Here is a 14,745-nt window from a genome sequence, read left to right on the forward strand (position 1 = left end):
CCCCGGCGGGCAAATGTAATGTTTCTGCCCGCCTTCGCTTTGTTGTTATATTCCGAAACTGACGCGGAAAATCTGTATTTTTTTAAGGTGAAATTACATGAAAATAAAAAGTTCATTCAACATCTTGATCATTCTTCTCTGTTGTTATGTCTGCATATCTTATGCAGAGCAGCCCCTGTTGAAAGAAACACCGTTCATTCATACGACCGCCGAGTCAATTACAACGGAATTCACAATAAGCAACAGCTCAAAAGATGATTTTGTTTGCAGATATTCACAGCATTTAACTGACGCTGACGGCGAAAGTGTCTATAAGATTGGTCCGGTTTCGGTTTCAGTCGCGGCCGGCAGCGAAGAAAAAGTCCTCTTCAGCGAAAACCCATCCGGACTAAATCTCTGGAGCCCTGAAGATCCATATCTTTACAGGGTTGTAACGGTTATAGAACCAGACGGGCAGGACGCGGAGGTCTTTGAAAACAATATTGGTTTCAGGACGTTTGAGATACGCGGCTCGCATTTCTATCTAAACGGCCGGCCGTATTTTCTGCGGGCACTTTCCAGGATACCCCCAGGGCGTGTGCATGATGCGGAAAGCAATATCAGGCCTGAAATATGGCGCGATAAAAATTTTGTCCGTGATTTCTTTGAAACAATCAAGGATGCAAACGTTAACATGATCCGTGTATGCGGGCCTGTTGATAAGGATTTAATCTGGTTCGATTATGCCGACAAGATGGGCGTTATGATGGTAAACGGCAGTTACCGCGGCGAAGGCGCGGAGGGTGAAAGCGTAATTGAGCACAACAGGTCAATATTTGTGCCGGTTATAAAAACGGTACGGAACTACACCTCGCCGGTGATTTACACCCTCTCGAATGAGCTTCAGTGGGACAAAAACGATGCGTTTCTGCCCGGCACAAGGCAGAATTACGAAGTTGCCAAAGCCGTTGATCCTACCCGTCTAATCATCGGGAATGCCGGTTTCGGCCGCGGCATGGCCGGTGACATCGAAGATGTACATGATTATCTGGGCTGGTATTACGGTGATATGAGCTCTTTTTCAAGGTACAAAACCAGCAGTTCCAAGGTGGATTACCGCTATGGCAAAGACAGCGGCAAGCCGATTACCTTCACAGAGATGATCGGCACCTATACCAATAACCGCGACGGCAGTTTCCAGATGGCTATCAACAAGCATCACGCCAATGCACTCAGGCTTGTAGGTACGAGCCCGAGGTTTGCGGATGATTCAATGTGGTACCAGGCCTTAATCACAAAGGAGATGGTCGAGGCAATGCGATGCGTCAGAGGCTCGCAAAGCCGGATCTGCGGCACTTTCCCGTTTTCCACCTATTGGTTCTGGGATATTGAGAATAAGACCGCCAGGGCAAAACCCGCAATTGAGTCGCTCAAGATGTCGTACAGTCCGGTTCTGCTCTCGATGCAGACATGGAATAGAAATCTTTATCAAACGGATCAATTTTCATGTATGCTTCACGTGGTAAACGATGATTATTCTCTCGGCTCGCTTGTAAATGCGAAGGCGAGGCTGAGCCTGGTTCAGGATGGTGCCGTTAGAAGCACTGTACTTGTTGACTTGCCCCGGGTTGATTACTATGACACGTTCAAGTCCGTGGTCAGTCTGGATATCCCCGAAGGCATAGGCGCAGGTACCGCGTATGTCAAAGCCGAGCTGATACATCCAAAGGCTGACTGCACTGGAAATACTCTTGAAATATATGTCGCCGGCAGGGATTTTGCCGATACGGATATAAAAGAAAAAATATTTGTCTATGACAATTCCGGCGAAACTCTAAAAGCACTTGTTAAAAACGGCTTTGAAGCTGTTAAAGTTGCGGCGGTTGATTCTCTAAGCCCTGAGGATAAACTTGTAATAGCCGCGGGCGTGTTTGATGCTCAAAATAATTTTTCTACGGAGGCCTTCTGGAAATACATTGAGGCCGGCGGACATGCCCTTGTTATGGAACAGGAGTACTCGGCCGGTAAGGATATACTGCCCGAGGGGTTCGGTCTCAAACAAGCCAATGAGCTCTTTGTGAATATCGACCGCGGCCCGGATCATCATCTTCTAAGCGGGCTTAGACACAGAGACCTGTTTGCCTTCAACGATGCTGGCGGCGACTCCGTGGACAGTTATGCTGTAAGTACCGGTTTCGAGCTTACCCGGGAAGCTCTTGAGAGTACCGAGGTTGCGGCAAACTGTGATTCACAACTGGCCAAAGCGGCTGTAGTTGAATATTTCGCAGGAAAGGGCAGTGTTATCTTTTCTCAGATAGAATGTATGAAGAGAGCGGGCACAGACCCCGTTGCGGACAGGCTGCGTACAAACCTGGTATCAATGCTTATCAATTCCGACCACCTTTTTGGCGAGCAGAGCGGCTGGGAAATAAAGTTTGCCGACTTCGATTCTGAAAGAGGGCTCTTCGCTTCTCCCTTGAAACAGGGTTTCATTTTAAATTCACACAACTACGGACGGGTAAGCTATGGAGATGTCTCAGGCTCCAGCTGGGGAGCGGGCCGGCCCGACGGAAGAAGGGTGACCGGTGAGATGAAAATCACACGTTCGCTTGGATATTTAGGCCATGTTGACGAGAAAGCCTCTCACGCAGACGGTTTCTTCTGGGTTAGACCCCCAAAAGGCGCTGAGTCGGCAAGCATAGCCGCATTCAATCCAACCGATAGGCCTTTAAAGTTTGCCGTTAAGGCAAGCGGCTCAGAGATACAAACCTATACAGTCTCCCCCGGCGAGAAAAAGCCTTTCGGCCCGTTAAGTTTTAAACGGCTTGATAATGGTGCCGTAAAGTTTACAATAAGGATCTCTGTCGATACCAAAGGACAGAACAAGGAAAAGAAACTCGTTGAAGAGCTGGTCTTTGAAAGTCTTGTTTTTTTGAAATAACACGAATATTCTTATGAGGCGAAAGATGTCAATTGACTGCACGAAATGGGTGGATCAGCTGCTCGGCAGAATGACTATTGAACAAAAAATAGGGCAGATGCTGGTGTTCGGCTTCTGCGGGCCGGTCATAACTCCCGATATTGCCGAGCTGATACGGAAATATCATATAGGCGGTCTGCGGATAAGTCAGAAATTTCGCATGATGACCGTGGCTAACGATATCAAGCCCGGCACAGAACCCGATGAGAATACCAGGCGATCCCTGCAATACCCCCGCGGGCTGAACCGCGATTACGCTTATATCGATTCGCCTACATCATGTACTGCACGTGAGTACGCCCAGAGCCTCAACCGTCTCAGAGACTTCGCCCTCGAGCGGCCCCTTGGAGTCGGTATCCATCTCGTTATCGATCAGGAGGGCAACGCCTGTGATGATCTTTTGTCCTCGCAGAGACTCTTTCCCGCGGCTATGGGATACCCCGGCGCCGGCGATACTGACCTGGCATACCGCAGCGGATTGTGTATAGCCAGACAGGCCAGGGCTATCGGCGCAAATATGATCCACTCGCCTGTGCTTGACGTGAATACAAACCCTCTTAATCCCGAGATAGGAGCCAGGTCTTTCAGTGCCCTGACCGATGAAGTTATCCTGTATGGCCGCGCACTGATGCAGGGGTTGAAAGACGGGGGGCTTTTCACCACCGGCAAGCATTTTCCAGGCAGGGGCGAGTCCGTTTCAGATGCTCATTGGGGTTTGCCCACAGTCGGCATTTCCAGGGAAGATTTGTATCATGAACATATTCGTCCCTACAAAAAACTGATCGAAGCCGGTCTTGACGCGGTTATGCTTGCCCATTGCTGCTATCCCTGTTTAGGGGTGGTTGACAGGCCGGCATGTGTTTCTGATACGATTATAAATGATATACTAAGGGGTGAGCTCGGTTTTGAGGGTATTATCACTACAGATAACATGATGATGGGCGGGATTCTGCAAAAGTACGAGATGAGCGAGGCTGTCGTAGAGGCTGTGGCGGCGGGCTGTGATATAATTCTCTGCCGCGACGAGAGCCCTCTGCGTTACAAAATCATAGACTCATTGATCAACGCCGTGCGAAACGGAAGGATAAAAGAAAAGAGGGTTGATGAGTCTGTAGAGCGGGTACTTAAGATGAGATGGCAGATGGGGCTTGCCCAAAACGGCGGCAAGGTTGACCCTGATGTTGCAGATGTTCCGTTTAACGATGCATTTGTAAAGAAAACGGCAGCAGAGGCGGCAGAGAAAACCGTCATGCTAAAAGATGAATCGTCTCTGATTCCGCTTGATCCAGCCAGTAATGTTCTTCTGATTGAGCAGATATTCCCTACACACTCTTTCGCGGCTAATATGTACAGTCACCCGGGCCTGCTCTGGGAAGAGATGTGCAGGCACAGCGATAAGGTTTTCAGTGTCGAGATACCGTATTACCCCGGTGAGGCTGACTTTGACAGAATACGCCGGCGAATTTCAGAGGCTGATACAATTGTTATGACCAATTATTATTACCACAAAGGCGTTTCTTCGATCACTGAGGCAGTGCGAAAGGTTATGGATATGGGCAAAGATGTCATTGTGGTAACAAATACTCCATACGAGTTCGGTTTGGCGGCTGATTTTCCAGTTGGGATTGTATGTTTCAACCCCGGCTCCCGGGAACAGCTGCGTGCCGTTGCTGAAGTTCTTTACGGCAAACTCAAGCCGAACGCGAAATTAGGCTTTGAAGTCACATCATCAGAACTTGTAAACAAAGAAGCTGTTATTAGATGAACTCACGGGAAATTGTAACAAAAACGATTGATTATGACAACCCTGTAAGGCTTGCCCGTTCGTTTGCACCTTCGGATATAGTTTTCACACGCCATAAAGTAAAGACACTTGACACACAATGGCGGCGTAAAGACGGCGTTTGGCGCAAATACGATGAATGGGGCAATCTGTGGGGCAGAATCGACAGTACAAGCAAGGGCGAGGTTGTAAAGGGCTGCATCAGTGATTTAAAGGAAATAGAATCGCTTGAACTTCCCGATTATTCAAATTCCGATGACTATAAGAATGTGAAAACTGACCGCACTGCATACGAGGATTTTTATCTGGTCGGCAAACTTGGAGGTCTGACTTTCAGTGTTGCCCGCAAGATGCGGAGGATGGATCAGTATCTTATGGACCTTGTTACAGAGCCTGATCTAATCCACGCCCTGCATGACAGGATAGATGAGCTGATTGAATCTATGATAATAAATTACGCCGATGCGGGGGTTGATGCCGTTATGTTCTGGGAGGATTGGGGTACGCAGCAGCATCTTCTAATTTCGCCCCAAATGTGGCGGGCCGAGTTTCTGCCGCGATTTCAGCGGCATTGCAAGACTGCCCATAATAAAGGTATCAAAATTATAATGCATTCATGCGGACAGATAGGCGCGATTGTTGATGAGCTTGCCGCGGCAGGAATAGATGTTTTCCAGTTTGACCAGCCTCGTCTGCATGGTTTTGACAGGCTGGCTGAATATCAGGACACACGCAGGGTTACAATCTGGTCTCCGGTGGATATTCAGGATACGCTCCAGAGTAAAAAAGAAGAGCTTATCAGAGCCGATGCGGCTGAAATGGTCAAAAAACTCTTTAGAGGACGAGGCGGTTTTATCGCCGGTTTCTATGAAGATGAAGCGTCAATAGGCCTGGATTCAAGATGGCAGGAAATAGCCGCCGATCAATTTATTAAATCCGGTTGTTAGTTTTATGTTTTTTTATAAAGGTATTTAAATGTTTGGACTCTCTCTGATTGACATTATTGTTATTTTAGCCTATTTTTCTGTAACCATAGCGATTGGCTTCTGGGCGATGCGGAGGATACAGAACCAGGAAGATTATTTTCTGGGCGGCAGACGGTTTGGAAAGTTCATCCAGATATTCGCCGCGTTCGGCCAGGCGACATCAGCTTCAACCGCTATAAGTGCTACAACTACTACTATGGCAAACGGCGCTTCGGGGATATGGAGTACGCTCAACTATGTGTTCGGCACTCCGGTTCTGTGGATGATTGCCCCGTGGTACAGAAGGCTGCGGCTCTTGACGATGGGCGACTTCTTTGAAGACCGATACGGTTCAAAAACAATGGGTGCTGTATATGCAATCGTCAGCTCTGTAGGGTTTATGATAATGATTTCGCTTGGAGTAAACGCTATGAGTAAAACCATCATGGCGCTTACGCCAAAAACCCTTGATGAGTTATCGGTTGTCGAGGTTCAGGAGTACGAGAGGTCTTTGGAGCTCGACAGGCTCAGCCAGGCTGATTACCGAAGTTTGACACCTGAACAGCAAACCAGGCTCGACAAGCTGCGGCTCGAGAATCCAAGAAATGTTTTTTCACACGTAAACAAGAAGACACTGATTATAATTGTCTGTCTTGTAGTGCTGATATATGCCGTGGCAGGGGGTCTGGAAGCCGCTTTTTTAACGGACACCATACAGGGTGTCTTTATAATTATTCTCTCAATAGCATTGATACCTTTTGGCTGGGCGAAGATAAATTCCATCTACGGCGGAGAGGGTGTAATGGGTGCGTTGACTACAATACATCAGCATTTGCCCGAATCCTATTTTGAGATTTTCGGCTCTCCCAAGACCATTGACTTTACATGGTACTATGTGGCCGGATTGACATTGATGGTTACCATAAATCTCGGTGTCCAGGCAAACCAGCTTGTTACTACCGGCTCTGCCAAGGACGAATATACAGCCCGTCTGGGTTTTACCGTAGGTATATATATGAAACGTCTCTGCACGATACTCTGGGGGGTGTTTGCCCTCTCCGCGGCACTGCTTTACGGAAGCTCCGTAAGTGACCCCGATCTGGTGTACGGCTATGCTGTGCTGGATCTTCTGGGGCCATTGAAGATGGGGCTTGTCGGGCTGATGATAGCATGTCTGATGTCTGCGCTTATGAGTACCGCTGATTGTCTAATGATTACAAGTTCTTCACTGTTGACACACAATGTTTATAGATTGATTCTGCCTGACCACAGCGAGAAAATGTATGTTATAGCCGGCAGGGTGCTCGGAGCGATTGTGGTGATAGGCGGCTGCTGGATTGCGATGTTCTTTGAAAGTATTTTCGCTCAGTTGAAACTTACCTGGGAAGTAACCGCTGTTTTCGCGGCGTGTTTCTGGATGGGGATGCTCTGGCGAAAGGCCAACAGAAGGGCAGCCTGGGCATCTATCATTGTTACCGGAATAACGTTTTTTGTGATTCCGGTGTTCCTGCCTGCAATCATGCCTTCGCTGAGAACCAATGTTTACCTGCTGACCACTACAAATCCCGCTCCCCTGGAAAGGTACTACACTGCTCACAAGATGGACGTTGAGGCAAGAAACAAGGAAATCAGTGACTGGCAGCTGCTTGATGAAACCCAAAAATTGGCAACACCTCAGCCTGAGCCGCTGGCAGCCGGCGAGAAATTTTCTAAAATTTATAAACTTCCCCAGAAATCTATATTCTGGACACAGGGTATCAAAGAAGATAAATACGGCATCCCAAAGGGCTACGGTATGCTTAATGCCGGGCTGGTCGTTCTGGACAAGGCAGGGTTAAATTTATCTGATAAGCCTTATGCGTTTAACGAAACCCTGAGGGTGCTGCTGCGGGTTATAGTCCCCTTTGGTGTTCTGTTGCTGGCGTCTTTATTTACACGCAAAGACGATAAGAACATGCTTGACAGGTTTTATGTTAAGATGAAAACTCCGGCTATGGCCGACAGAGAAGCAGATGTCCGTGAAATGGAACTATCGCTTCAGAGCCCCGGCAGGTTTAATTACAAGAAAATGCTGCCGCAAAGTGACTGGGAATTTTGCAAATGGGACAGGGTTTCAATTATAGGCTTTAGCATATCTGTACTGGTCGCGGTGGGAATTATCTACCTGTTCCTGTTTTTGGTATCGCTTGGCGGCTAAAATAAAGGTAAACGCATTTTTGTGTAGTTTTTACGCATGTCTTTTTAAACAAAAAGCTTATGTTGCAGGTTCTGTTTCTGTCATACGCGGCGGTTATATGTTTATCGCTTGCGGCTTACAGTCAATATGCAGAGCCTGTGCCGCAAATAATCAAATCGAAAAAACCGCACATTCACAAAAAACTCAAAAAAAAGAATTATTGCATAGAGTTGAAATCTTCATATAATACATCGCTTATTAAAATCAGTAGTATTATTAAGTTTAAAATAACAGGAAGTTAAATGGACAGCGAACACAGACACGAATTAAAACAGAACGAGCTTGCACGCATCGTTTCCGAACTGCCCGATAAGGCCAAGCATTTACCGACACTTATGAAGGAAAATCTTTGGACGACATGCTGCGTAATAATTATCATTGTGGCTATTATCATGTGGGTTGCCAGGCTTGGCGGCGATAGCTATGTTCGTAACGTGCAGAAACAGGCAGAGCTTACATCCTATTACAGGAGCGTAGAGACTGCCAAGGCCAATCTCCAGAGCGGCGAGGGAGACCTGAGTGCGATCGTTAATTCTGCAGATTCTATCCAGGCTGCCGCGAAAAATGCCGAAACCGCCGAGCACGAAGCCGTTGCCCTCATAGAGGCCGGAGATGCTATCCGCGCTCAACTTTATTACAGCAAAAGTGTTATACCGGACAATGAGATTAAAGAGACCGTCACAAAAGCACAGGAAAAATACAAAATTGCCCTTAAAAAGGCCAATAAATTCCCGCTTGCCGCGGCTATGGCGGAATTTGGCATAGCACTTTGTGAAGAGGATCTGCGGAATTATGACGAAGCAATAAAGGGTTATGAGGCGATAATCGCAAATGAGGATTATGCGGCAACAGGCATTCCTTCACAGGCCAAAAACCGTCTGATGTTCATTGATGATTACAAAAAAAGTTTTACTTTTGTTGAGCCGGCACCCGAGCCGCAGACCGAAGAGGAATCTGCCGGCGAAGCTGCTCAGACAGAGTAATAGTTACTTGTTTAGGCTGATAACCCGTAGATGTTCCCAAAGAGTGTTCGCGAACATTCATCGGCGAATAAAGATATAAATAGTGAGCTTAAGTTCATTTGATGTTCTTATGGGCTTAAAATTCATTTTTATCTTTAGTTTCAGAATTAAACATGGCGTATGAAACCTCAATAATAATGTCAGACGACGGACGTTTCGCAAATTCAACAGAATTATCTGAACTGCTCGAAGATTTTCAGGGCGGCGAGGTAATTCGTCTGCGCGTAGGTACAAATATCCGCCACAGACGCCTTGATAAATATGTAAACGGCCGTCTGGTAAGGTTTTCCAGAAATCTGATCCAGAAGATGGTCAAAAACGGCTCAATTATCGTCAACGATAACGAAGTAAAACCATCACACCAGATAAATCCCGGCGATATAGTAAGGATTACACTCCCGGAGCCTCAGCTTAAGGAAATCACCCCCGAGGACATACCTCTGGATATTATCTACGAAGATGATGATATGATCGTGGTAAATAAGCAGGCGGACCTGATCATACACCCTGCCCGCGGTTTTAAGACCGGAACACTGGTCAACGCCCTGGTTCACTATGCCGACAGCCTCTCAAAAGGCACGTATCACTATCGCCCGGGAATAGTACACCGCCTTGACAGGAACACTACCGGCGTTGTTGTAGTGGCAAAAAATGACATCGCACAGTACAAACTCGCCGAACAGTTCCAGGAACGCACAACGGAAAAGACATATCTTGCCATTGTGCACGGCAATCCGGAGCTTGATGCCGACAGGATCCGCAACCGGCTTGGTATTCATCCCAGCGTTAGAGAAAAGATCGCCGTACGTCCCGATATTGGCAAGGAAGCGATAACCATTTACCATGTTGTTGAGCGTTTCAGGGGCTTTGCTCTGCTGGAGATCAAAATTCTAACCGGCAGGACGCATCAGATACGTGTTCATATGTCTCACATCAAGCACCCGATCGTCGGCGATAGCGCCTATGGCGGTAAACCCCTTTACAACTGGCAGATATGTGATGAAGAAGCGGCAGCGCAGGAGCCTGTAATGCCTCGGTGTGCACTTCATGCCTGGCGGCTTTGCATAAACCATCCAAAGACCGGCAAGCGTATGCAGCTTGAAGCGCCTATCCCCGAAGACATGCTCAAAACACTTGAGCTGCTCAGAGAGCACAGGCCTCTAATGAAAACCGCCGCCGTTAAAAAGAAATTTTAATAATATTTAAGGTTAAGCATTAAATTGATACAAGACAAAGAAAAACGCAAACAGCAGGCCAAAGAAGCCGCTCTGATTGCCGCCAAAATTGCAATCGACCGTAACTGTAAAGATGTTGTTGTAATGGACTTACTTGACCGCAGTCCCGCGACGGACTTTTTTGTTATTGCCACCGGCACCAGCGCAAGACAGACCCGCACCGTCGCCGAGGAAATAATCCGTGACCTGCGGGGGCTCAAGTTCCGCCCGTTCGGCAAGGCCGGTTACGAGGATGGGAACTGGATTCTCGTTGATTTTGTGACCGTGGTTGTGCATCTGTTCAATGATGAGTACCGTGAGTACTACGACCTTGAAATGCTCTGGGGCGATGCGGAGAAACTCGACCTGGAAGGGATAACGGGCAATGAAGCCGACAATTAATATTCTGGAAAATCGCGTAAGTGCCGCTCTGAGCAGGGCAGCTGAGTCAGAGCAGCCCCTTGAGGCACTGCTAAAGCCTTCGACAAACCCTAAATTCGGGGATTACCAGGCAAACGGCGTTATGGCGGCGGCTAAACGTGCCGGACAGAACCCAAGAGAGCTGGCCGCAAAGGTCATTGAGATACTCGATGTTTCTGATATATGCGATGAGCCCGAGATAGCCGGTCCTGGCTTTATAAACTTTCGCCTTAAAAAAAGTTACATATCTTCGTGTCTGTCCCAAATTCTAAATGACAGAAACGGAAGGCTTGCGGTAGAGCCTGTTGAAAATCCTCAGACTGTGGTTGTTGACTACTCCGGCCCCAACATTGCCAAAGAAATGCACGTCGGGCATCTTCGCAGCACGATACTGGGCGACTGTATCTGTCAAATTTTGGAGTTTCTCGGTCATAAAGTCTTGCGGCAAAACCATATAGGCGACTGGGGTACCCAGTTTGGTATGCTTTGCGCTCTGCTCAAACGCCGTGAGAAGGATAGCTCCGGCAGCAATGCAGAGGCGTTGGGTCTTTCCGACCTGGAAAGTTTTTACAAAGAAGCCAAGAAAAAATTTGATTCAGACCCTGATTTTGCCGCCGAGGCACGTGCCGCGATTGCAGGCCTGCATTCAGGTGACAGGGAGTGGCTGGGCTACTGGCAGGAGATCGTCGATGAATCGAAGAAACACTATATGCAGATTTACGATATGCTCTCCATCGGTCTCAAAGACAGTGATGCACGCGGCGAAAGCGCATACAAAGACGACCTCGCGGCTGTCGTTAAAGAGCTAAGAGACAAGGGGCTGGCGGTTGAGTCCGATGGTGCTGTCTGCGTTTTTCCCGATGGCTATAAGACTAAAGATTCTACTCCGATGCCGTTTATTATACAGAAATCTGACGGTGCGTTTTTATACGCCACTACAGACCTTGCCGCGATGAAATACCGTGTCTCGAAGCTGGGAGCCGAGCGAATTGTTTATGTAACTGACGCGAGGCAGAAACTGCATTTTGAGATGCTTTTTGATGTGGCAAAGTCCGCCGGTATCGCCGGCGAAGAAACCGAGCTTTCCCATGTAACATTTGGGACAATGCTGGGCAATGACGGTAAACCTTTCAAGACCCGCTCGGGTGATAATGTTAAACTAAAGGACCTTCTCGAAGAGGCGGTTGAGAGGGCGGCAAAGGTTGTGGATGAGAAAAATGCAGGTCTTGAGCCGCAGTTAAAGGCCAGAATCGCCGCCGCGGTGGGGATAGGAGCGGTCAAATACTCCGATTATTCCAACAACCGTACAACGGATTACATTTTCAGTTTTGACAAGATGCTCGCAATGGAGGGCAACACCGCTCCATACATGCAGTATGCCTGCGCACGTGTCAAATCGATAGAGCGCAAAGCAGCCCAGAAAGGTTTTGATACAGACAAAATAATCGCATCAATCGATAAATTCCATCTTGAAGATGATTTTGAGCTTGATTTAGCTAAACACCTGTTGACTTACAGCGAAGCGGTTTCTGCTGCCTCGCAGGACTACCGCCCGAATCTGCTTACCGGCTATTTGTATGAGCTGGCACAGAAATTCAGCGGGTTTTATACAAACTGCCCTGTTCTCACGGCCTCGCAGGAGTCGCTTGCGAGCCGGCTTGCACTTTGCAAACTTACTGAAGTGACACTCGAACACGGTTTGAAGAAAATTCTCAGAATTGATGTTCCTGAAAAGATGTAAGATAAGAAAGGTGAAGCAATGGAAGTAAAAGAAAAGATTTTTAATGTTCAGACCACCCGCCGCGCTGAGATGATTGACATCACCGGCCAGGTTGGCTCTATTGTCCGCTCTGCCGGCGTAAAAACCGGTGAAGTACTGGTTTTCTGCCCGCATACAACCGCCGCGATAACAATAAACGAAAACGCTGATCCTGATGTACAGCACGATATGCTTTTGACACTTGATGAGATGTTTCCGCAAAACCGCGCCGGCTACCGCCACTCCGAGGGAAATTCTGATGCTCATATAAAAAGTTCGCTTATCGGCTGCAGCGAGCGGATTCCTGTAACCGATAAGCATCTGATGCTTGGCACGTGGCAGGGGATTTACTTTTGTGAATTTGACGGCCCAAGAAACCGAAAAGTTTTTGTTCAGGTGGTGGATAAAGACAGCTAAGCATCTGCCTTCGAATGTTTTAACTCGATTTCTCATTAGGAGCGTTGTTTGCTGCGCTTTTGTAGATGTTTTTTGGTACAATCGTTTCAATTGAGCCCATCGCGGCAGGCGGATTATTCCTTACATTTAAATCAATTAACCATTTACTATACGAGATTTATAGGATTTTTATACAAATTATGTTGACTATTCAAATTACAAATGTTATTATTAAGTGTGTTAATATAAAAAACGTGCTTTGACGTTAATCTGGATGAACGTCGGGCAATTTTAAAGTTATTATTTTTTTTCAATGAGGTGAAAACTATGAAAAAAGCATTGTTGTCAATTACGCTTGCAGCGGTTGTGCTTATGGCAGGCTGCTACAGCTGTGAGAGCTATCACGAGATGAAAGGCACAGGCCCGGTAGCTCCCGGCTGTGAAAATAAAGTTTACTGGGATGATGACTGCATGACTCTTGCCGAGTACATGATCGAGCAGGAACAGGCAGCTCCTGCCCCGGCAAAAGCAGCCCCGGCGAAAGCCCAACCGGCAGAAGTATGCTGGGACACCAAAGGCGCGGTCAAGATTACAAAGACCATGCCCGATGAGGTTCAGCTCAACCAGCCTTTTGAGTACCAGATTCATGTAAAGAACGTCTGCAATTTCGACGTTTCTGAGGTTATGGTTGTCGAAACTCTCTCAGATAACTTTGCTGTATCCAGCACAGATCCTTCCGCAACAAGAAAAGGCTCAGAGCTGAGCTGGATGCTTGGAAGTCTTGCTGCCGGCGATACAGAGGTTATCAAGGTTGTTGGCCAGGCTAACTCAACCGATACAATCGAGCACTGTGCTACAGTGACATACGTTGTACCGTCATGCGGTTCAGTAGCTGTTGTAGTTCCCGCAATTCAGATTGCGGCAACAGCACCGGCAGAAGTTCTGCTTTGTGACCCGATTCCGGTTACCTATGCGGTAACAAACACCGGTACAGGCGCTGCGTCTAACGTAGTTGTCAACGAGCAGCTGCCCAGCGGTCTTGTAACCGCCGACGGCAAAAACAAAGTTGTATTCGAAATCGGAACACTGGCACGCGGCGAGACAAAAGAGTTTGAGAAGGTTCTCCAGGCTGAACAAACAGGCAGGTATGCAAAGACAGCGGTTGTAACTGCTGATGCAGGCCTCAAGGATAACGCAGATACAGTTACTGTTGTTAAACAGCCTGTACTTGCAATCACAAAGACTTCTCCTGAGAAACGCTATCTCGGGCGTACTATCAAGTATGACGTAACTGTAAGCAACAAGGGCGATGCGGTTGCATCTAATGTTGTTGTTACTGACAAGCTGCCTGGAAATGCTGAGTTCGTTTCAGCTTCCGGCGGTGTATCACCTGCTAACGGCGAGCTTGTATGGAATCTCGGCGACATGGCTCCCGGAGCTTCTAAGAGCGTCAGCGTAACAGTTAAGCCCGCAAGAGAAGGCAGATACGTTAACCGTGCAGCAGCAGAAGCTGTATGTGCAGAGGCAGTTGACGCTTCCAGCGCTACAAATGTTGAAGGTATCGCAGCAGTTCTGCTTGAGGTTATCGACGTTGAAGACCCGATCGAGCTTGGCAAAGAGACTACCTATGTCATAACAGCTACAAACCAGGGTACATCTACTGACAAGAATATCAAGATCGTTTGCGAGCTTGAAGGTTCAATGCAGTATGTCTCTGCTACAGGTGCTACAAACGGCAAAATCAGCGGCAAGACTATAACATTCGCTCCGCTGGCGAAACTTGAGCCAGACGCCAAGGCTACCTGGAAAGTCGTTATCAAAGCTGTAAGTGAAGATGACGCAAGGTTCACAGTTATCATGAACACAGACGCGATTGGTCGTCCTGTTCAGGAAACTGAAGCTACACAATTCTATGAATAATAAAGTTTATAGATTGATTTGATTTGACAGCACCGCCCGGGGTATTTGCTCCGGGCGGTGTTTTTTTATGT

Annotated in this window: 10 protein-coding genes; all 10 read left to right on the forward strand. The window is 47.6% G+C overall.

Going from position 1 to position 14,745, the window contains the following annotated elements; genetic code table 11:
* Positions 1–97 precede the first annotated feature (97 nt).
* The 10 genes from SMSP2_RS00680 to SMSP2_RS00725 all read left to right on the forward strand — a co-directional run bounded on the left by SMSP2_RS00680 (position 98) and on the right by SMSP2_RS00725 (position 14,674).
* Positions 98–2,920, forward strand: a complete 2,823-nt coding sequence (locus SMSP2_RS00680; RefSeq protein ID WP_146682108.1) for a glycoside hydrolase family 2 protein — start codon at positions 98–100, stop codon at positions 2,918–2,920.
* A gap of 13 nt (positions 2,921–2,933) precedes the next feature.
* Positions 2,934–4,724, forward strand: coding sequence for a glycoside hydrolase family 3 protein (locus SMSP2_RS00685; RefSeq protein ID WP_146682109.1), 1,791 nt, complete (start codon positions 2,934–2,936; stop codon positions 4,722–4,724).
* The gene (locus SMSP2_RS00690; protein ID WP_146682110.1) at positions 4,721–5,689 is read left to right on the forward strand and encodes a uroporphyrinogen decarboxylase family protein; all 969 of its coding nucleotides are present in this window, start codon (positions 4,721–4,723) and stop codon (positions 5,687–5,689) included. Before SMSP2_RS00685 ends, SMSP2_RS00690 begins: the two co-directional genes overlap by 4 nt.
* A 28-nt stretch (positions 5,690–5,717) precedes the next feature.
* Positions 5,718–7,904 carry a sodium:solute symporter family protein gene (locus SMSP2_RS00695; RefSeq protein WP_146682111.1) on the forward strand — a complete coding sequence of 729 codons (2,187 nt, stop codon included), beginning with the start codon at positions 5,718–5,720 and terminating at the stop codon, positions 7,902–7,904.
* A 281-nt stretch (positions 7,905–8,185) separates the two neighbouring features.
* Positions 8,186–8,926 carry a hypothetical protein gene (locus SMSP2_RS00700; protein ID WP_146682112.1) on the forward strand — a complete coding sequence of 247 codons (741 nt, stop codon included), beginning with the start codon at positions 8,186–8,188 and terminating at the stop codon, positions 8,924–8,926.
* 152 nt (positions 8,927–9,078) lie between these two features.
* Positions 9,079–10,161: an RluA family pseudouridine synthase gene (locus tag SMSP2_RS00705; protein ID WP_222566378.1), complete on the forward strand. Its 1,083-nt coding sequence runs from the start codon at positions 9,079–9,081 to the stop codon at positions 10,159–10,161.
* A 24-nt stretch (positions 10,162–10,185) separates the two neighbouring features.
* The gene (rsfS, locus tag SMSP2_RS00710) at positions 10,186–10,581 is read left to right on the forward strand and encodes a ribosome silencing factor (RefSeq protein WP_146682113.1); all 396 of its coding nucleotides are present in this window, start codon (positions 10,186–10,188) and stop codon (positions 10,579–10,581) included.
* A complete protein-coding gene (gene argS / locus SMSP2_RS00715) occupies positions 10,565–12,340 on the forward strand; it encodes an arginine--tRNA ligase (protein WP_146682114.1) in 1,776 nt (591 codons plus the stop codon). Before rsfS ends, argS begins: the two co-directional genes overlap by 17 nt.
* Before the next feature lie 18 nt (positions 12,341–12,358).
* Positions 12,359–12,775 carry a secondary thiamine-phosphate synthase enzyme YjbQ gene (locus SMSP2_RS00720; RefSeq protein ID WP_146682115.1) on the forward strand — a complete coding sequence of 139 codons (417 nt, stop codon included), beginning with the start codon at positions 12,359–12,361 and terminating at the stop codon, positions 12,773–12,775.
* A 306-nt stretch (positions 12,776–13,081) separates the two neighbouring features.
* Complete coding sequence (locus SMSP2_RS00725) at positions 13,082–14,674, forward strand: DUF11 domain-containing protein (protein ID WP_146682116.1); 1,593 nt, start codon at positions 13,082–13,084, stop codon at positions 14,672–14,674.
* Positions 14,675–14,745: the final 71 nt, after the last annotated feature.

This window comes from Limihaloglobus sulfuriphilus, assembly GCF_001999965.1.
GTDB lineage: Bacteria > Planctomycetota > Phycisphaerae > Sedimentisphaerales > Sedimentisphaeraceae > Limihaloglobus > Limihaloglobus sulfuriphilus.